At 46.5% G+C, this 18802-nt stretch carries 18 protein-coding genes and 1 tRNA gene; 17 read left to right on the top strand and 2 right to left on the bottom strand.

Annotated features, from left to right (window positions below):
* Positions 1-19 precede the first annotated feature (19 nt).
* The 5 genes from B5D20_RS03780 to B5D20_RS03760 are packed head-to-tail and all read left to right on the top strand — an operon-like array spanning position 20 to position 4980.
* Positions 20-631, top strand: a complete 612-nt coding sequence (locus B5D20_RS03780; RefSeq protein ID WP_078664894.1) for a succinate dehydrogenase cytochrome b558 subunit — start codon at positions 20-22, stop codon at positions 629-631.
* Between the two features lie 18 nt (positions 632-649).
* Positions 650-2434 carry a succinate dehydrogenase flavoprotein subunit gene (sdhA, locus tag B5D20_RS03775; RefSeq protein ID WP_078664893.1) on the top strand — a complete coding sequence of 595 codons (1785 nt, stop codon included), beginning with the start codon at positions 650-652 and terminating at the stop codon, positions 2432-2434.
* On the top strand, positions 2406-3152 hold the full coding sequence (gene sdhB, locus B5D20_RS03770; protein WP_078664892.1) for a succinate dehydrogenase iron-sulfur subunit: 747 nt from the start codon (positions 2406-2408) through the stop codon (positions 3150-3152). Before sdhA ends, sdhB begins: the two co-directional genes overlap by 29 nt.
* Positions 3153-3176: 24 nt before the next feature.
* Complete coding sequence (locus B5D20_RS03765; RefSeq protein ID WP_078664891.1) at positions 3177-3728, top strand: DUF1847 domain-containing protein; 552 nt, start codon at positions 3177-3179, stop codon at positions 3726-3728.
* A gap of 46 nt (positions 3729-3774) precedes the next feature.
* Entirely contained in the window at positions 3775-4980 is a 1206-nt protein-coding gene (locus tag B5D20_RS03760; RefSeq protein WP_078664890.1) for a Coenzyme F420 hydrogenase/dehydrogenase, beta subunit C-terminal domain, read from the top strand.
* An 89-nt stretch (positions 4981-5069) separates the two neighbouring features.
* On the opposite strand, the gene B5D20_RS03755 is transcribed toward B5D20_RS03760, so the two are convergent.
* Positions 5070-5447, bottom strand: a complete 378-nt coding sequence (locus B5D20_RS03755; RefSeq protein ID WP_078664889.1) for an ATP-binding protein — start codon at positions 5445-5447, stop codon at positions 5070-5072.
* 159 nt (positions 5448-5606) lie between these two features.
* Positions 5607-5704: transfer RNA gene (locus B5D20_RS13805), tRNA-Sec, on the bottom strand.
* A 111-nt stretch (positions 5705-5815) separates the two neighbouring features.
* Here B5D20_RS13805 and B5D20_RS03750 point away from each other — a divergent pair.
* The 12 genes from B5D20_RS03750 to B5D20_RS03695 all read left to right on the top strand — a co-directional run bounded on the left by B5D20_RS03750 (position 5816) and on the right by B5D20_RS03695 (position 18484).
* The gene (locus tag B5D20_RS03750) at positions 5816-6907 is read left to right on the top strand and encodes a cache domain-containing protein (RefSeq protein ID WP_078664888.1); all 1092 of its coding nucleotides are present in this window, start codon (positions 5816-5818) and stop codon (positions 6905-6907) included.
* Positions 6908-7059: 152 nt separating this feature from the next.
* Positions 7060-10068, top strand: a complete 3009-nt coding sequence (gene fdnG / locus B5D20_RS03745; protein ID WP_078664887.1) for a formate dehydrogenase-N subunit alpha — start codon at positions 7060-7062, stop codon at positions 10066-10068.
* A 1-nt stretch (position 10069) separates the two neighbouring features.
* Positions 10070-10879 (top strand): 4Fe-4S dicluster domain-containing protein, encoded by an 810-nt coding sequence (locus tag B5D20_RS03740; RefSeq protein ID WP_078664886.1) that lies wholly within the window; start codon positions 10070-10072, stop codon positions 10877-10879.
* Complete coding sequence (locus tag B5D20_RS03735; protein ID WP_078664885.1) at positions 10869-11531, top strand: formate dehydrogenase subunit gamma; 663 nt, start codon at positions 10869-10871, stop codon at positions 11529-11531. The genes B5D20_RS03740 and B5D20_RS03735 overlap by 11 nt, the downstream gene beginning before the upstream one ends.
* Before the next feature lie 81 nt (positions 11532-11612).
* Positions 11613-12311 carry a formate dehydrogenase accessory protein FdhE gene (locus B5D20_RS03730; RefSeq protein ID WP_078664884.1) on the top strand — a complete coding sequence of 233 codons (699 nt, stop codon included), beginning with the start codon at positions 11613-11615 and terminating at the stop codon, positions 12309-12311.
* Between the two features lie 5 nt (positions 12312-12316).
* A complete protein-coding gene (tatA, locus tag B5D20_RS03725) occupies positions 12317-12538 on the top strand; it encodes a twin-arginine translocase TatA/TatE family subunit (RefSeq protein ID WP_078664883.1) in 222 nt (73 codons plus the stop codon).
* Positions 12539-12639: 101 nt separating this feature from the next.
* On the top strand, positions 12640-13608 hold the full coding sequence (locus B5D20_RS03720) for a polyprenyl synthetase family protein (protein ID WP_078664882.1): 969 nt from the start codon (positions 12640-12642) through the stop codon (positions 13606-13608).
* 102 nt (positions 13609-13710) lie between these two features.
* Positions 13711-14730: a cytochrome c3 family protein gene (locus tag B5D20_RS03715; protein WP_078664881.1), complete on the top strand. Its 1020-nt coding sequence runs from the start codon at positions 13711-13713 to the stop codon at positions 14728-14730.
* A gap of 20 nt (positions 14731-14750) precedes the next feature.
* Positions 14751-15938 carry a cytochrome c3 family protein gene (locus B5D20_RS03710; RefSeq protein WP_078664880.1) on the top strand — a complete coding sequence of 396 codons (1188 nt, stop codon included), beginning with the start codon at positions 14751-14753 and terminating at the stop codon, positions 15936-15938.
* Between the two features lie 204 nt (positions 15939-16142).
* Entirely contained in the window at positions 16143-17600 is a 1458-nt protein-coding gene (locus tag B5D20_RS03705) for a cytochrome c3 family protein (protein ID WP_159071896.1), read from the top strand.
* An 11-nt stretch (positions 17601-17611) separates the two neighbouring features.
* Positions 17612-18247, top strand: coding sequence for a tetratricopeptide repeat protein (locus B5D20_RS03700; protein WP_159071895.1), 636 nt, complete (start codon positions 17612-17614; stop codon positions 18245-18247).
* A gap of 30 nt (positions 18248-18277) precedes the next feature.
* Positions 18278-18484: a hypothetical protein gene (locus B5D20_RS03695; RefSeq protein ID WP_078664877.1), complete on the top strand. Its 207-nt coding sequence runs from the start codon at positions 18278-18280 to the stop codon at positions 18482-18484.
* The last annotated feature ends 318 nt before the right edge of the window (positions 18485-18802 follow it).

Genomic DNA, 18802 nt, shown 5'->3' with positions numbered 1-18802 from the left:
AGGAGGGAGTTTATTAGATATGAGCACAAACAGCTTTTTTCTTCGCCGGATTCATTCTCTCTCAGGTTTAATACCTATCGGATTATTTCTGCTGGAACATCTTTTTACCAATTCATTTGCACTTAAAGGTGCCAAAGCTTTTAACGAAAAAGTTGAATTCTTTCAAACCTTGCCTTATCTCACTTTTATTGAAATATTGTTTATCGGCTTACCCATTGCCTTTCACGCATTCTATGGTTTGTATATAGTTTATGTTGCCAAGAATAATATCTTATCTTATAGCTATTTCCGTAACTGGATGTTTTACTTGCAACGTGTAACGGCTATCGTAACTTTAGTTTTTTTGGTTTGGCATGTATATGTCTTGCGTTTGGCAAAAGCTCTTTACGATACCGAGGTCAGTTTTGAGGCTATAAGCGCTTCTCTCAGTAATCCAGGAATTTTTGCTTTTTATATTGTCGGTTTAATTGCAGCTGTTTTTCATTTTGCCAACGGGTTATGGACATTCCTCATCACCTGGGGTATTACAGTTGGCCCAAGGGCGCAGCAAGTGACCACTTATGTTACGGGGCTGCTTTTCCTGGTACTCAACATAATTGGTATCAACGTATTGGTAGCCTTTACGAGATAGGATTGGAGGTAAACAGATATGAGTAAAGGAAAAATCGTGGTTGTTGGCGGTGGATTAGCCGGTTTGATGGCCGCTATTAAAATAGCTGAGGCAGGTATGCATGTTGATTTGTTCTCTCTAGTTCCCGCCAAGCGCTCCCATTCTGCCTGTGCCCAGGGAGGAATTAACGCTGCTGTTAATACCAAGGGTGAAGGGGATTCTACCTGGGAACATTTTGATGATACTATTTACGGTGGCGACTTTTTAGCCAACCAAACTCCGGTGAAAGGGATGTGTGATGCTGCACCCGGTATAATATACCTGATGGACCGGATGGGAGTGCCTTTCAACCGTACCCCGGAAGGGCACCTTGATGTTCGCCGGCTCGGGGGGGCAAAGTACTCCAGAACAGTTTTTGCTGGTGCAACCACCGGTCAACAGCTTCTTTATGCCCTTGATGAGCAGACACGGCGTTATGAAGACGATGGTTTAATCAAACGGTATGAAGGCTGGGAAATGTTATCGGCAATTATTGATGATGAGGGAATCTGCCGTGGTCTTGTAGTACAGGAAATGAAATCTATGGAAATCCATGCAGTCAAGGCAGACGCGGTGATTCTTGCCACCGGTGGCCCGGGAATGATTTTCGGCCGTACCACCAATTCTACCATTAATACCGGTTCGGCGGCGAGCGCTGTTTACCAGCAGGGAGCAATTTATGCCAACGGGGAATTTATTCAGATTCACCCGACGGGTATCCCTGGAGAAGATAAGCGCCGCCTGATGTCTGAATCTATTAGGGGCGAAGGCGGCCGGATCTGGGTTTACAAAGATGGCAAGCCCTGGTATTTTCTTGAAGAATGGTATCCCGCCTATAAGAATTTGGTGCCAAGAGATATTGCCGCAAGGGCTATCCATAAAGTTTGTTACGAGTTAAAGCTTGGCATTAACGGGGAGAATATGGTTTACCTGGATATTTCCCACCTTCCAGCCAAAGAAATTGACCGCAAACTTGGTGGTGTCGTGGAAATTTATGAAAAGTTTATGGGAGAAGATCCTAGAAAGGTACCGATGAAGATTTTCCCCTCTGTTCATTATTCGATGGGCGGACTTTGGGTGGACTATAACCAGATGACCAATATTCCAGGCCTCTTTGCTTGCGGGGAATGTGAATATCAATATCATGGCGCCAACCGGTTAGGGGCTAACTCTTTGATTTCTGCCATATACGGTGGAATGATTGCAGGGCCGAAAGCTGTTGAATATGTAAAAAATATTGGCAAATCTGCCGAAACTGTCAGCAGCAAGGTTATAGAACGCGAGTTAAAACGTCAAATTGATTTCCAGGAAAGAATTTATAAGATGAACGGAACAGAAAACCCCTTCGCCTTGCACCGGGAAATGGGTGAAATAATGAATGAAAATGTTACCATTGTCCGATATAATGATAAACTAAAGAAGACTGATGAAAAACTGGTAGAGCTTCAGGAACGCTGGCAGAAAATTAATATTAACGATACCAGTCGCTGGGCTAACCAGGCCGTCCAATTTACCAGACAGCTGTGGAACATGCTACAACTGGCCCGGGTAATTACTATTGGTGCTCTTAACCGTAATGAAAGTCGGGGTGCCCATTATAAACCGGAGTTTCCGGACCGGGATGACGCTAATTGGCTGAAAACAACTATGGCCAGGTATACTCCGGAAGGCCCTGTCTTTAGTTATGAGGAAGTTGATCTTAAATACATTAAACCAAGACCACGGCGTTATGATGTGGAAAAGGAGGCTACTATGAATGTCGAAGACAATTCATCTAAAAATTAAACGACAAGATAGCCCCCAGGATCGTCCACGCTGGGAAGAATTTAAAGTGCCTTACCGGACGGGAGCCAACGTGGTTTCCGTATTAATGGAAATTCAAAGAAATCCGGTTAATGCCCAGGGACAGAAAACAACGGCTGTAGTTTGGGAATGTAATTGTCTGGAAGAAGTCTGCGGAGCATGTACCATGATTATCAATGGCAAACCCCGTCAGGCCTGTTCGGCGTTGATTGACCAGCTAACGCAGCCTATTGTGCTTGAACCATTAACCAAGTTCCCCGTTATCAGGGATTTGATGGTAGATCGCAGCATTATGTTTGAAAACCTGAAAAAGGTCAAGGCCTGGATTGATATTGACGGGACATATGATTTGGGTCCTGGACCCAAGGTGTCCCAGGAAGTACAGGAGAAGATATATCCATTGTCCCGTTGCATGACTTGTGGGTGTTGCATGGAAGCGTGTCCCAATGTCAACCCCAAATCGAAGTTTATCGGTCCTGCACCCATTGCTCAGGTTCGCCTTTTTAATGCTCATCCCACCGGAGCAATGAGTAAAGGCCAACGCCTTGAATCCCTGATGGGTGAAGGCGGTATAGCTGAATGCGGTAATGCCCAGAACTGTGTCCGGGTTTGCCCAAAAGAAATACCTTTGACAGCTTCTATTGCCGATGTAAACCGTCAGGTTACACTTCACAGTATTTTGCGCTGGTTAGATAAGTAAAATAGAGAAAAGGAGCAATGCAAAGTGAAGTGCGCCGATTGTTCAAAAAATGATTGTTATTTCCAGGGGAAGGTTTGTACCAAGGAAAGAATCCCGGTTCCGGAGTATGAGGACGAATTAGTAAGAAAGATGTGGACTGCTGCAGCAAAAATTGAAGCCGAACATTACATGAAGAAGACTCGTTTAGAAGAAGTTATTTTGTTTTGCCAGGAAGTAGGTATCAAGCATATAGGATTGGCCTTTTGTGTTGGTCTTTCCAATGAGGCTAAAATGATTTCTCAAATTTTGGAGAATTATTTTGAGGTAGATTCAGTTATGTGCAAAGTATGCGGTATGAATAAAAAAGAATTTGGCATGCCTAATGTTGTTGAAGGTCGCTATGAAGCTACTTGTAATCCGGTAGCTCAAGCTAAAATATTAGGTGAGGCCGGAACGGAGTTGAATTTAATAATCGGACTTTGTATTGGCCACGATGCTATTTTTACAAAATATTCAACCGCCCCTGTCTCCACTTTGGTTGTAAAAGATCGAGTTACTTGCCATAACCCCCTGGCGCCTGTTTATTCTAAATATTAACAAAGAAAATTGTTGCCGCCCGAAAAATAAGGAGGAAAAATTTATAATGAAATCTTTTGAAGAACTTAAAAGGGATGTAATTGACCGGGGACTTTGCACCACCTGCGGCACTTGTGTAGGTTTGTGTCCCTGGCGGGTATTGGGAATTACAGAAGAAGATGGGGAGTTATTGCCTGAGTTAAAAGGTGAGTGTAAGGCTTGTGGAATATGCACTCAGGCCTGCCCGGGGGCCGATATTCCCATCCCGGCTCTGGAACAGAAATTTTTTGGCCGGGTAAGGCCGGAAAGAAAAGATGATTTAGGCGTTTATGCGGGTTGTTACTATGGTTATGCCTCTGACCCGACAATTAGGGAAGAAGGTACCGGGGGAGGCCTGGTTAGTGCCCTGCTGGCATTTTCGCTGGAAAGAGGAGTAATCGACTGTGCCCTTGTAGCGGGCTTTCAACAGGATAACCCATTGCGGACAGAAGCAAGGTTGGTAACTACAAAAGAAGAAGTATTGGCTGCCGCGGGTTCTAAATATGCGGTGGTACCTATTAACAGTTTGCTGAATGAGGCAGTAGCCCGCGGTTATACTCGAATTGCAATTGTAGGCTGTCCCTGTCATATCCATGGAATTCGCAAGATGCAGTTTTCCGGTAAACCGGACAGTATAGCAAAAGCTGTTAAACTTGTGATTGGCCTTTTTTGCGCTTCTCAATTTTATTTTGAAGGGACCAGGCATTTGCTGGTTGAACAGGGTGGTATTAAGGATTTAAAATATGTTAAATGTCTTAATTACCGGGGCGGTAACTGGCCCGGCCATTTAACGGTTCGTTTGGCTGATGGTAAGGAAATAGTTATTGATCGGCATCATTACATGTACCACATATTAATGCCTGCATACAAGCGGGATCGGTGTGAAATGTGCACGGACTGGGCTGCAGAACTTGCGGACGTTGCTGTTGGTGACTACTGGGATCCGACTATGAAACCGGGAACCGAGGCTGGTAAGTCGACCATTTTGGTACGTTCCTCTGCTGGAGAGGAATTAGTCGGTTTAGCACGAACACAGGGGGCTATAAGTCTTGAGTTATTAGAGCCCAAAAAAGTAACTGCAGGTATTGGTTTTGAACTTAAAAAACATGCTGCTGCTTTTCGGCTCAAACAACGGCGCCGTTTCGGCTGGCCAGTTCCCAATTACCACCGGGAAACAGACTATACTCCTTTTTTACGTGAAACCCATCTAGCCCCTTCAACCAGGAGCGAATAAAAGCTTCTGAAACTGAACCCTGGAGAACGGAAAATGAAATAAAATTCCCCCTATGGTAGATTTGAATTACTATCATAGGGGGAAAACTTTTAGCCATGTATCAGGGCCGGTAAACAGCGGACACAGACCCACTGGCTGTCCTGCTTATGCCGGTAAGGGATAAGGACGCGCTCCATTTCACTGGCACCGCAGCGGGCACACTTGACGATTGCCAGCTGGTCCAGAATTTGTTTGCGGTGTTCTTCCACAGCATGGTGGTCAAATTCCACTGTTTCCCTTTCTTCGATGGTCAGAGCTCCGGTGGGACAAACAGCCAGGCAATAGCCAGCGCCATCACAGAGTTCCTCCCGCAAGACTTTGGCTTTGCCATTTACGATAGTTATGGCACCTTCGGCACAGGGGCTGACGCATTTACCACAGCCAGTGCACAGGTCTTCATTGATTTTTACTATTTTTCTTTTAACCATTTTTTACTCCTCCTCAATTTCCTGTTGTGCTTATTTTAGCAAAGACCAGTTATCATCATACAGTAAAACAGTCACAGAAAACTGTTAGTTTCATCACATTTTCGTAAAAATATAAAAGCCTATAAATCCTGCTGGGATTTATAGGCTTCAAATCTGTTCTGGCGGGAATGCGTGGGAATCGAACCCACCTTTCGAGGGGCTACCCCGAAACACGCGGCTTTGAAGGCCGGGGAGGCCACCAGACCTCATTCATTCCCTTACCGTATTAGATTATATTAAATAAAATGCTTATTGTCAAATTTATTGATTGAAAAATACGGGCTTTTCCTGTATAACTGTAAGTAGATGTTTGTAGGGAGTGATAAAAGATGAAGTCCCTGAAACAACAATTATTACTATTAGTTCTGGGACCTATCCTCCTGCTGTCGCTCTTATTAACTGTTGTGATCAGCATTCATATGAAGGAAAGGGCCATTCTGGCCACGGAAACTAAAGCTAAAAGCGACCTGGCCACAGGGGAAGCTATTATCGATTTAATGTACCCGGGTTCCTGGCAGGTGAAAAATGGCGAGTTATATAAAGGCGAGCATAAAATCAATAACGACCTGGAACTGGTAGATTATATTGCCAGTCTAACGGGGGATACTGTGACCATTTTCCTGGGTGATACCAGAGTGGCCACTACTGTACGGGGGCCGGATGGCCAGCGGGCTTTAAAAACGAAAGTTTCGGATGCGGTGGCCCGCACAGTGTTGAAGAATGGACAGGTGTACCTGGGTGAAGCCAATGTGGTTGGCGAGTACTATCAGACCGCTTATAAACCCCTGCGGGATAGTCAGGGTAACATCATTGGCATGTTTTATGTAGGTATTTCCAAGCGACTGTCAGATCAGCTGTTAAAAGAATCAATTTTTACTGTGATTTCCATCAGCGCTGGTATAACCTTGCTGGTAGCACTGGCGGGCTGGTTTTTTACCCAGCGGGTTATTATCGGCCCCTTGCAGCAAATTACAGCGGGAACTATGGAAGTAGCTTCCGGGCATCAGGCAGTCAAGGTGGAAGTGGATAGCTCCAATGAGATCGGGCAACTGGCTCAGGCTTTTAACCAGATGGTAGAGGAATTGCAGAAGTTGACCCAGCAGATCAGTCAGCAGCAGGGGCAGCCTCAGCTGGCTTCAAAGGGGGCAGCCGAAGTTGATACCCCTGCCAGTCTTGCCAGCGTTGAAGAAAGTTTACCCAAGGGTCTGAACGAATCTACCTTAAAGCAGATACTGGCCTATTTGACCCAGCAAACAGAGGCCCTGTCGGCGGAAGAAATAGCTGAAGGGGTGAATCTGACCAGGGTAACAGTTAAACGCTATCTGGATTACCTGGAAAAAAACGGTAGAATTCAGGTGGAAGTAAAATACGGAGCTATTGGTAGACCGGTAAAGTTATATCAGATTTTCGAAAAAGGATAAGCCTGTGGTTTTTCTGGCCACAGGATCTATTTTTGTAAATTACATTAGTTTCATAATTTACTTTACTTACAAAAAATTGACCTATCGCGGAAGCTGATGGATAATAGAAAAGCAAAAATTCAAAAAATTAAGATGAGAAAGGGGATGAAGGCATGGCCGTAACAAGACGGGATTTTCTCAAAATCTCTGGTCTTAGTGGTGCTCTGGCGGCAGCGGGTGTACTTGGCATTGATACTGCACCTGCCAGGGCCCAGGCCAAACAGTTCCGAATCAAGGATGCCAAACGAGTACCTACCCTGTGCCCGTTTTGCAGTGCTGGCTGTGGGATGATCGCTCACGTGGACACTGCTAATGGGGAGTTATTGTTGATTGACGGGGACCCGGACCATCCGGTTAACCGGGGCGGTGCCTGTAGTAAGGGAGCATCCATTTTCCAGATCCGTAATCTAGCAGTAGGTAAGCCCAATCCCCGGCGCTTGACTAAACCCCTCTACCGGGCTCCGGGCAGCGATAAGTTTGAAGAAAAAGATTGGGATTGGATGTTGACAGAAATTACAAAGCGGATTAAAGAAACCCGGGATAAGACCTTTGAAGTTGAAAAAGATGGCATCAAAGTCATGCGGACTGAAGCTATCGCCTCTTTAGGTGGTGCAGCTTTAGATAATGAAGAATGCTATCTGGTTCAAAAATTGATGCGGGGGCTGGGCGTAGTCTATCTCGAACACCAGGCCCGTATTTGACACAGCTCTACGGTCGCCGGTCTGGCGCCTTCATTTGGTCGTGGAGCAATGACCAACCACTGGATTGATTTAAAAAATACCGATTGTGCATTGATTATTGGTTCCAATGCCTTTGAAAATCATCCTATCTCCAGCAAGTGGCTGATGGAAGCCAAGGAGAAGCGCGGAGCCAAAATCATTTCCGTTGACCCGCGTTTTACCCGTACCTCTTCCAAAGCCGATATTTATGCACCGATGCGTTCTGGTACTGACATTGCCTTTATCGGGGGTATGATCAATTATATCCTGCAAAATAACCTGTACTTTAAAGACTATGTAGTCAATTACACCAACGCTTCTTTCATTGTAGCCGACACCTATGATTTCAATGATGGTATGTTCAGCGGCTATGATGAAAAAAACAGAAAATATGACAAAAAACTCTGGGGCTATAAACTTGATGCGGAAGGCAAGCCTTTGCGTGACCCCTCTTTACAGGATCCGCGCTGTGTCTTCCAGTTGCTGAAAAAGCATTATTCCCGTTATGATATTGATACCGTATGCCAGGTAACCGGTACACCGAAAGAGCTCTATGAAGAGATTTGTAAAACCTATGCGGCTACCGGTGTACCTGATAAAGCAGGCACGATTCTATATGCAATGGGTGGTACCCAGCATACTGTTGGTTCACAAAATGTGCGGGCCTATGCTATTCTGCAGCTCTTACTGGGTAATATAGGTATTCCTGGTGGCGGTGTAAATGCTCTGCGGGGTGAGTCCAACGTGCAGGGCTCTACTGATTTCGGTTTATTAAACAACATAATCACAGGCTATATACCTACGCCGACAGCGGATCCTGAACATGCTACCCTTTCAGCATATATTGAAAAAGAAACTCCTAAAGGTGGATTTTTGACGAACCTGCCTAAGTTTTTTGTAAGTTACCTAAAAGCAATGTGGGGTGATGCTGCCCGCCCGGATAATGAGTTTGCCTATCAGTATTTGCCCAAGCGTGATCCTAAGACCAACTATACACATATTGGACTTTTTGAGGCCATGTATAAAGGAAAACTTAAAGGGCTTATCTGCTGGGGCCAGAACCCAGTTGTAGGTGGCCCAAATTCCAATAAAGAGAGAAAGGCTCTGGAGAAACTGGATTGGCTGGTCGCAGCCGACCTCTGGCTGACTGAAACTATGACCTTCTGGACAAAAGAAGCAGGGGCTAACCCGGCCGAGATCAAGACTGAGGTCTTTGTTTTACCGGCAGCTGCTTCCTTTGAAAAGGAGGGCAGCATTGCATCTTCCGGCCGCTGGTCTCAGTGGCGCTGGCAGGCGGTCGAACCTCTGGGTGAGTCGCGAGCTGATCTGGATATTATACATCAATTGGCGCGTCGGCTGAAGGAAACATACAAGGATAGTACCAACCCTGCTGATGAACCGATTAAGTATCTCTACTGGAACTTTGGTGATGGTGATGAGTGCGATGTAGATAAGGTTGCTCGCGAAATAAATGGTCAGGAAACTGCTACAGGCAAGCAGGTCAAAAACTTCCTCTCCTTAATGGATGATGGCTCCACCCTCTGTGGTAACTGGATTTATTCAGGAATTTACCCCGAAGAAGGAAAAAACCTGGCTCAGCTCCGGGAACAGGATGATCCCAGTGGTCTGGGTATTTATCCCAGATGGTCTTATGCCTGGCCGCTGAACCGCCGTATCCTGTACAACCGGGCTTCAGCAGACACCACCGGGAAGCCCTGGCATCCGGACAAGGCTGTCATCTGGTGGGATGCTGTGCAGAAGAAATGGGTCGGCCATGACGTGCCTGACTTCAAGGCGGTAATTGGCCCCGATGATCCGGCCTTCCTCAATCCCTTTATCATGCAGGATGACGGCAAGGCCTGGCTCTTCGCCAAGGATAAGATGAATGAAGGACCTTTCCCGGAACACTATGAGCCCTGGGAGAGCCCGGTTCAGAATCCATTCTCCAAGGTACAACTGAACCCGGTTGTCAAGGTCTGGGAGCCGGATAAACAATCCGATCCGGCCAAATATCCCTATGTGGCTACCACCTATCGCTTCTCAGAGCACTGGCAGGCCGGTCAGATGACCAGAAACCTGGAATGGCAGGCGGAACTGGTACCGGAGATGGTGGTGGAAATCGGGGAAGCTCTGGCCTCTGAACTGAAGATCAAGGATGGGGATATGGTAATCGTGGAAAACAGCCGCGGCCAGGTCAAGGCAAGGGCTATGGTCACAAAACGTTTCCGCCCCCTGACGGTGATGGGCAAGACAATCCATCAGGTAGGGATGCCCTGGCACTTTGGCTATCAGGGGCTGATTACCGGTGATATTGCCAACAAGCTGACCCCGCATGTAGGGGATGGCAATACCATGATTCCCGAATACAAGGCCTTCTTGGTCAATATAAGGAGGGCGGAGTAGAATGGCAGAGAAACTTAGCATGTTTGTCGACCTGACCCTTTGTGTCGGCTGTCGGGGCTGTCAAACAGCCTGCAAAAGCTGGAATCAGTTGCCGGGGGAGAAGACGGTCTATTACTCAGGTTTGCAATCCATGCCGGATACCACGCCTCATACCTATAATTTGATTAAATTCAAGGAAGTTGAAGAAAATGGCCAGGTGCAATGGTTTTTCTTCAAAAGGCAATGTATGCACTGTACAGAAGCGGCCTGTATCAAGGCCTGCCCGGAAAATGCCCTCAGCCACACCGAAACCGGAGCGGTGGTCAGGGATTACGACAAATGCATTGGCTGCGGCTATTGTGCTAAATATTGTCCCTTCGGTATTCCCAAAGTGGATGAGGGAGTGCAGAAAATGGGCAAGTGCACTCTTTGCTTTGACCGGGTAGCGGAAGGATTGACCCCGGCTTGCAGTAAAACCTGTTCGCCCGGAGCTGTCCAGTTCGGGGAAAGAAGCCAGCTGGTCAGCAAGGCAAAAGCCCGGCTGGAAGAAGTAAAGCAATTATATCCCGAAGCCAACTTGTATGGATTAGATGAGCAATTCCTGGGCGGGACCAATGTTTTCTATCTCCTGCCTAAAGCACCGGAATTTTATGATTTGCCCAAACAGCCATCGGTTCCGGCCATTCTCACCACCTGGAAGGATGTGATCCAGCCCATCGGTAAAGCTCTGCCTCTGGCTGCCCTGGGAGCTGTGGCGGTCAGCGCCTTCCTCACCCGGATTCGGGAGAATAGCCATTCTGTAGATAAAGGAGGGAAAAGCCATGGCGCCTAAAAGCGGGGAAAAGGTTTTACGCTTCGGGGCGGTGGCCCGGTTTGCCCACTGGTCCCATACAGTGACATTCCTGCTCCTTGCCTTTACTGGCATGTTGATTTACATGGATGTCCTGGACTTCCTGGCACCTCTATTCGGAGGCATGCAAGGGGCCCGGCTTCTGCACCGGATTGCAGCAGTAGGGTTTATTGTCCTGCCGATTCTCTCGCTGTTTGCCAATCCGGCAGGTTTCAAAGAATGGATGAGCCATGTTTTTCGCTGGGGTGCCAATGATTTCGCCTTCTTTGGTGCCTTTGTCAAAGAGTTTTTTGGAGCTCATGTCGAAGTACCGCCCCAGGGCCGCTTCAATGCCGGTGAAAAGGTTAACTCCTTGCTGCAGCTGGTAGGTTGCACTTTGCTGGCAATCAGCGGGTTGATCCTCTGGTTCCCCCAGGGCTTCAGCCAGGGAACCCAGCAACTGGCCCTGATCGTTCACGATCTGGCTTTTGTCCTGACCTTTACAGCTATGATCGGTCATGCCTATTTGGCTCTTTTTCATCCCAAGACCAACGAGGCTATCAACGGTATGTTGAGCGGTTATGTGGATGCGGAATTTGCCAAAAGCCATTACCCCCTGTGGTATCAGGAGATCAAGGGGAAAATGCGGGGCTAACCCTGCCGGGGAGGGTATTACCCTCCCTTGTTTTTTCCTTCTGTTTATGCGATAATTATAAAGAAAGGTTAGGGATGTCTAATGCAGGAATTAGTGCAGGTAGTTAAACGAATTCTGGCTTTTGCAGAAAATCAGCCCCCGGTCAGTCTACAGGTAGAACTGGCAGAAAGTATGGAGGGACAGCCTTTTTTGCTGGCCGATTGCCGCTGGCAAGCAGATGCTGATGACTGGCGCCAGTATTTACTGGGATGGCAGGCATTTTTACAGGAACTGAAGCCGGAGAAAAAGGAGGACTGGCAGCGGTTATTTCAGGAATTCCTAACCATGGATATAAATGGCCTCTGGGCCTATCAACCCGGGCAAACGGAGGCTGCCTGGGTGCGAACCTTGATTTTCTATCCAATCCTTAAACAACAAAAAGAAATGCTAAAAAAGGAATTGGAAACTAAAAATAATATCGCCCACTGTCCTCTCTGTGGCAGTATCCCTTTGCTGGCAGTACTGAGCGGACCAGGTGGGGCCAGACAGCTGGTTTGTGGCAGCTGTACTACCCGCTGGGATTATCCTGCTCTTGCCTGTCCGGCCTGTGGTAATCGCGACCATGAGACCTTGTATTACCGCAAGGCCGAGGAACTGCCGGGCTGGCAACTGGATAGCTGTAGGAAGTGCGGATATTCTTTAAAGGTTCTGGATTTGCGCACTGGCAAGCAGGATGTTCATCCCTGGTTGCTGGATGCTGAATCAATAGCCCTCAACTTTGTCAACCAGAAGGAGGAATAAGTCTCATGTTTGGTTTTATTGGCGGTCTGGGTATGCCGGAGTTAATTGTCATTCTGGTGCTGGCACTGATTATTTTTGGCCCGGGTAAATTACCGGATGTAGGTAGGGCTCTGGGGAAAAGTATCAATGAGTTTAAGCGGGCCTCCCGGGAAGTGCAAAAGGAAATAACCGAAGCGGTAAAAGATGAGCCCAAATCGGAAGGAGACAGCAATAAGACTGTCGGCTAAGGCTGACAGTCTTTTTTCTAAGCAGGAATTTTTTGATGGAGATTGAATATATATATCTATGTGTCCAAGCAGTTGACGAGAAGAAAGGATGCAACTATTTAATGAATACCTGGAATATTTTTGGTGAAATCAGTAGTGATTTGCAACTGGTAGAGAAGGAGCTGCAGGAAGCAGTAAAAGGGCCAATTCCTGTCCTGGAGGAGGCTTCTTCCCACTTGCTGGCAGCGGGAGGGAAACGTTTGCGTCCTGCTTTTGCCCTGATTTCGGGCAAGTTTAGCAATTATGATCTCAAGAAAATGATACCGCTGGCAGTGGCTTTAGAGCTTATACATATGGCCTCTCTGGTCCATGATGATGTGATTGATGCCTCGAGCACAAGACGCGGTCTACCTACTGTGCGGGCCAAATGGGGCAACAGGATGTCCATGCATGCCGGCGACCATATTTTTGCCCGTTCCTTGCAGTTGATTCATAGTATCGGTAACAGGGAAATAAGTGGCATTTTGGCTACCACCAGTGTTAAGATGTGCGAAGGCGAAATCCAGCAAATCCTTACTGCTTTTGATATCAGGCAAACTATAAAGGACTATTTCTACCGGATTGAAAGGAAGACTGCCCTGTTGATTGCAGCATCTTGCCGCTGTGGGGCCCTGGCAGCAGGGGCGGAACGAGCGGTTGTGCGGGCCCTGGGTCGTTTTGGCCACTATATTGGTATGGCCTTTCAAATTACCGATGATATTCTTGATCTAACTGCTGACCAGAAAAAACTGGGAAAACCCATAGGTGGAGATATTCGTCAGGGGATTATGACTTTGCCGATGATTTTTGCCCTTAGATATTACGGAGAAAATTCCCGGCTGGCTGAAATCCTGGCTGCGCGCGAAAAAGGGGAAAAGGAAATCAAGGAAGCAATCCAGCTGATCTCAGCAGCTGGTGCTATTGAGAAAACCAGGGAAATCAGTCGACGCTTTGTGGAGAAAGGTTTGCGCGAATTGGCCATACTCCCGGTCAATCCAACCCGTGATTTGCTGGAGAAGCTGGCTCATTTCATAAATCGGCGGAATTACTAAAAATTTTCCTGACAAAAAAGAGGAATTGTAGAGAAGGACGGCGAATATATTCGACGTCCATTGCTGCAAGAATGTGAATGTCATAACAAGGAGGGAGTTTTCATGGGTCTGAGGCCAAAATGGCTGCAGTTCGATCTCAGCAAGACAGAAGATAAGCTGAAACTGTTCATTCTGGTCAGCGGTCTGCTTATCTTCATTGGTGTGGCCACAGTTACGGCAATTCAGCTGACTATGTACCCTGAGTTTTGCCAGACCTGTCACATCATGAAGCCTGAGTATCGAACCTGGCAGGCGACCTCCCACAGCAATATCCGCTGTACGGAGTGTCACATAGAGCCCGGTGTTTTTAACCTGATCAAGCACAAGATCGGGGCGATGAAGGAATTATATTTATACGCTACCAATACTTATCCTACTCCGATTAAAATGTCACACAAAATTGAGAATTTCGTTTGTGAGAAATGTCACTCTATCACTACTCGTAAATTCACTGTTTCCGGGGATATAAAGATCCCTCATACCAGACATATTGAGAGCAAAATTACAGAGGTCTACTGTGTGGATTGTCACGCAGGGGTGGCTCACGGCAAGATTTCCGAAAGGGGTATGATTACTGAAGGGTCACCAACGGCTGTGAAAAAAGGCGATCTGGCGGCATGGACATTAGACGACGGAAAACAGCAGACTATTCGCGAATTCACTAAAGCAGACATGGACGACTGTATTGCATGCCATGTGAAGAACAAGCAATCCATCAAGTGTGAAACCTGTCATGCTACCATCAAGACTCCGGATAATCATACACCGGTAGCAGCATGGTTGCCGCAGCATGGTAAAGATGCTGAAAAAGATATTAATGTTTGTAAGTCCTGCCATAACTATGGGATGACTGTAAAACAGGTGGTACACACCAATAAGGCCGTTGCCTATGCCTGGGGCAATGAATACTGTGTGAATTGTCACAGCCAGGCCCCTGCCAGCCATAAAGAGGCTACGTGGAGGAAAATGCACAAAACTCAAGTGGCAGCTAAAGGCATTAACAACTGTTTTGCCTGCCACAGTCAAACCAGCAAAGAAGGACCACAGGCACCGGCTCGCATTACCTGTGACCGTTGCCACTAATATTAGGAGGATAGGGGATAATGGGTAAGTGGAGGTTAAAGCTGGACCTCAGTACGACAGAAAACCGGTTAAAGGCTTTCATACTGGTCTGCGGACTACTGATTTTTATCGGGGTTGCGACAGTAGGGGCTATCCAGATTACGATGGAGCCGGATTTTTGTCAATCCTGTCATGAGATGAGACCTGAGTATTATACCTGGCAAGTAACATCTCATCGTCAATTTCGTTGCACCGAATGCCATATTGAGCCGGGGTTGGCCAGTCTGCTCATCCATAAAATCAGTGCAGTTAAAGAGGTCTACCTCCACTTTACCGGTACCTATCCACGGCCGATTAAAATGGAAAATCCCATTCCCAATAATACCTGTAAGAAATGCCATTCGCCTGGTAATCGTCAGTTCACTGTTTCCGGGGACTTGATAATCCCCCATGATCGCCATGATGCCAAAGGGGTTTACTGTGTTGATTGCCACAGCGGTGTAGCTCATGGGGAAATTGCCAAACGGAAAGTGACTACCAGGATTCAGTTTCTGGCCTGGAATGAGACAGTAGCAAGAGAACAGACTGATGGTAAGCTGGCCAAACCCAAAATGAATACCTGTCTGGAATGTCATACCAAACGGAATGTTACCACTCGTTGTGAGGCCTGTCATAAGACTATTGCTATACCTACCAACCATGAACAGGAGGACTGGTGGTATCAGCATGGCCGACTGGCTATGAAGGACATTGATTACTGTAATAAGTGCCATTCATTCTCATTGCAAACTCAGGAGGGAACAAAAGTCTCAACCAGGGATTATGTCCGGGGCAATGTTTTCTGTTATACCTGTCACAGGAAATGGCCGCAAAGCCATACTGCTGACTGGAAGATAGTCCACAAACATTCGGCTCGCAAGGATAAAGATGGTTGTTTCATCTGTCATGATCAAAATAAACCAGCAGTCAATTCTACAGCGACCACTACTTATTGTGCTAAATGTCATGGACCAACGGTTTTACCAGGGCAAACTACTTTCACAGGTGGGAGCAATCAAAACGGGGGGGTACAAAGCGGTAAACCGCAAGGGCCCAGTTCACACCCGTCTAACTGGCGTCAAATTCATCCTAAATATGTGAAGGAAAAAGGTACTGGTACCGGTCGCTGTTTTGAGTGTCACGATACATCCAACTGCTTCCGGTGTCACACCAATGGTGGCAAAACCTAAAAAGGGACAGCAATACGCTGTCCCTTTATCTAATAAAATTTTTTAAGCAGGGCTGACTAAGGAAGGATTTTTGCAATATTTGTCGAAATGATAAATTAAACACAAGCGAAGGGCACCGCTGGCAACAGAGATCAGCCCACAAATGAGGAAAAATGTAATAAATATCACAATCCGATGGTTGGTTGGGGAAAGGGGCCGATTTCCATGGGGCGCTGGCTGAGTTACATAGTGTCGATTATTACAGCGGTGGCTCTAGTTTTTACCATGTTAATTACCGATACCGGCCGACAGCTTCTCCAGAATGGAATAGAAAAGCTGGCTGGATTGGTTCAGATAGATGGTTTGCTAAATACTGATGGAGCAAAAGAACCAGGAAAAAGTGGTGAAGGTGACCGCAAAGTATGTGGCACCTGCCATTCCGATAAAAGTGCTGATTTTCGCAAGAAATATCAACATGCCCCTTTTGTGCGCTGGCAGTGCACAGACTGTCATGTCCCTCATACCGTAGGTAGTGGTAAAAAAGAATTTGTAGTTGAGATTGATAAGCTGTGCGCTACCTGTCATTTCGATCGGAAAAACGAAATGGCAATGCCGGTTAAGCACCCTCCCTTTGCTAAAGGGCGCTGTATAGATTGCCATGATCCTCATGCATCTGACTACCCCAGGCAACTGAGAATACCAGAGCAACAATTATGTCAATCCTGCCATACTGTTGCGATGAGGTATGCGGGTTTGCCCAGTAAACACCCGCCTTTTGCGAAAGGGTATTGTACCGACTGCCATACCCCTCATGCCTCGACAGGCAAAGGTCTAACCAAGTTACCAGGAGATAAACTCTGTTTTTCCTGCCATTATGACCGCCTGGCTGAAAGAAGTATGCCAGTTAAACATAAGCCTTATGCTGAGGGAAACTGCATAGGCTGTCATGGTCCTCATGCTACCAGTGGCGAGAAGATGTTGAGATATCCGAAAGAAAAGCTGTGTTTCAGCTGTCATGTAGATAAGGCAGAACAAACAAAGGTTGGTTATCAGCATCCTCCCTTTGCCAAAGGACAATGTACCGGTTGTCATACACCGCATGGGTCTTACAATAAGAGTTTGGTTTTAGAACCAGGAAGTCAGTTGTGTTATCTCTGTCATGGCAAGTATCGATCCTACTTTAGTATGCCCTCTCATCACCCGGTTGATACGGGTAGGATTGAGTGTTTTAGCTGCCACAATCCTCACTCCGGGCCTGGTAAAAGGATGACCATAGCTCCGGGAAATGAGCTGTGTTATAACTGCCATGGCTGGCTGCGCGAAGGTTTTGAAAGTCTGGCCCATGCCAAGAAAGCTGTTGGTCGTGCTGGTAAGGGGCTTTGTATCAATTGCCATCAGCCGCATGGTTCGCAATACAGGCCCTTGCTTTTTGCAGACCAGTTGGATATGTGTAAAACCTGTCATGGTAAAATAGCCCGTGCCGCTATTAACCATCCGGTCGGGCCCAAATATACGGATCCTATACGCGGTATCAGCATGCGTTGTACCAGTTGTCATGGACCCCATGGTACCCCCAATCAATATTTCACTCTTGAGCCGCGAACACAGTTATGTTTGAAGTGTCATGGTGAGAAACGCAATCAGGATATCATTATTCACCGTATTTTACCGAAAAAGAAATAGGAGCGATGGACATGGAAAAAGAACTATCTCTGGGGAAAGCGCTCTTGATCCTTGCGTTATCCCTGGTCCTTATCGTTAGTGCAGGCTTATTTGTGGGTTATAAATTCTTCTGGAACCAGTACGAGCAGGTTACTGTTGATGATATCCAGCTCAAGGCTGCTATGGAAGTGGTGAAAAAGGATCCCAAGGATCCCAGAGGCCATCTGGCTTTAGGGTATCAGTATTTGAGACGAGGAGAAAAGGATAAGGCTTTGCGGGAATATCAAGAGGCCCAAAAGCTGGCAAAGCCAGATGATCTGGCTGTACTCTTTAATCTGGGGCTGGCTTATAAGGAAATAGGGAAAAAAGACGAAGCTATTAGCTATCTAGAAAAGGTAGTTAAGAAAAACAAGTGGCACTTTCTGGCCCAGTATAATCTGGCTTTACTGTACGCAGATAAAAAAGAATATGAGAAGTCATTAAAGGCATTTGAGATTGCTTTGCGCCTGGAAAGCGGAGCGGCGGATGTTCTGGTTTCCCGGGCCCGCGTATACAAGGATATGGGTGAAATTGCCAAGGCCAGGGCTGATGTGGAAAAAGCACTGAAATTCGTCCCTGATTATCAGGAGGCCTTACAATTGAAACAGGAATTAGCTAAACAGCAGTAACAGGAGGTGGGCCCTGTTTCAGGGGTAACCATGAAAAAAGTTAAATTAAGCACTTTAATTAATATCATTTTAGCTGTGTCTTTGCTAGCGGTGGTAGGCTTTGGCTGGTTTTATTTAAAAAAACAAAGCCCGATTGATAAGGTAGCCAGTGTTTTAGATGTAACATCGACTGTACCTAATCCTAAATATCTTTACACTATTTACATGCTTTTTGCGATGTACCCTTTTTCAGAATGAAAATTGCTAAAAATATTATAAATAATTTTTTTTAAACATTATCATTCAGTTCTTTAGCAAGGATAATGGTATCTCTCTTTTTTTAAATCCTAAAAAAGGGCGCACTAATCCCACTAGCCCTAAAATGACTTCTTAATCATCCGGCCTGTAACTTTTTGCCCATATTAGAGATGCTTTTCTTCTCCTTTTTAAGCTACCAGGCTCCGCATCTTCTCTGCCTGATTTTCCCGAATTCGCCCTATCGCCATTGCTAGCATAACACATAGGGCCAGTCCGCACCGCAGCTTCATTTTGGCCATGCCCCGAATGGTATGCTGT

This window comes from Carboxydocella sporoproducens DSM 16521 (assembly GCF_900167165.1).
Taxonomy (GTDB): Bacteria; Bacillota.
The sequence above is the reverse complement of the archived record's forward strand: the minus strand, read 5'-3'. Positions and strand labels throughout refer to the sequence as shown.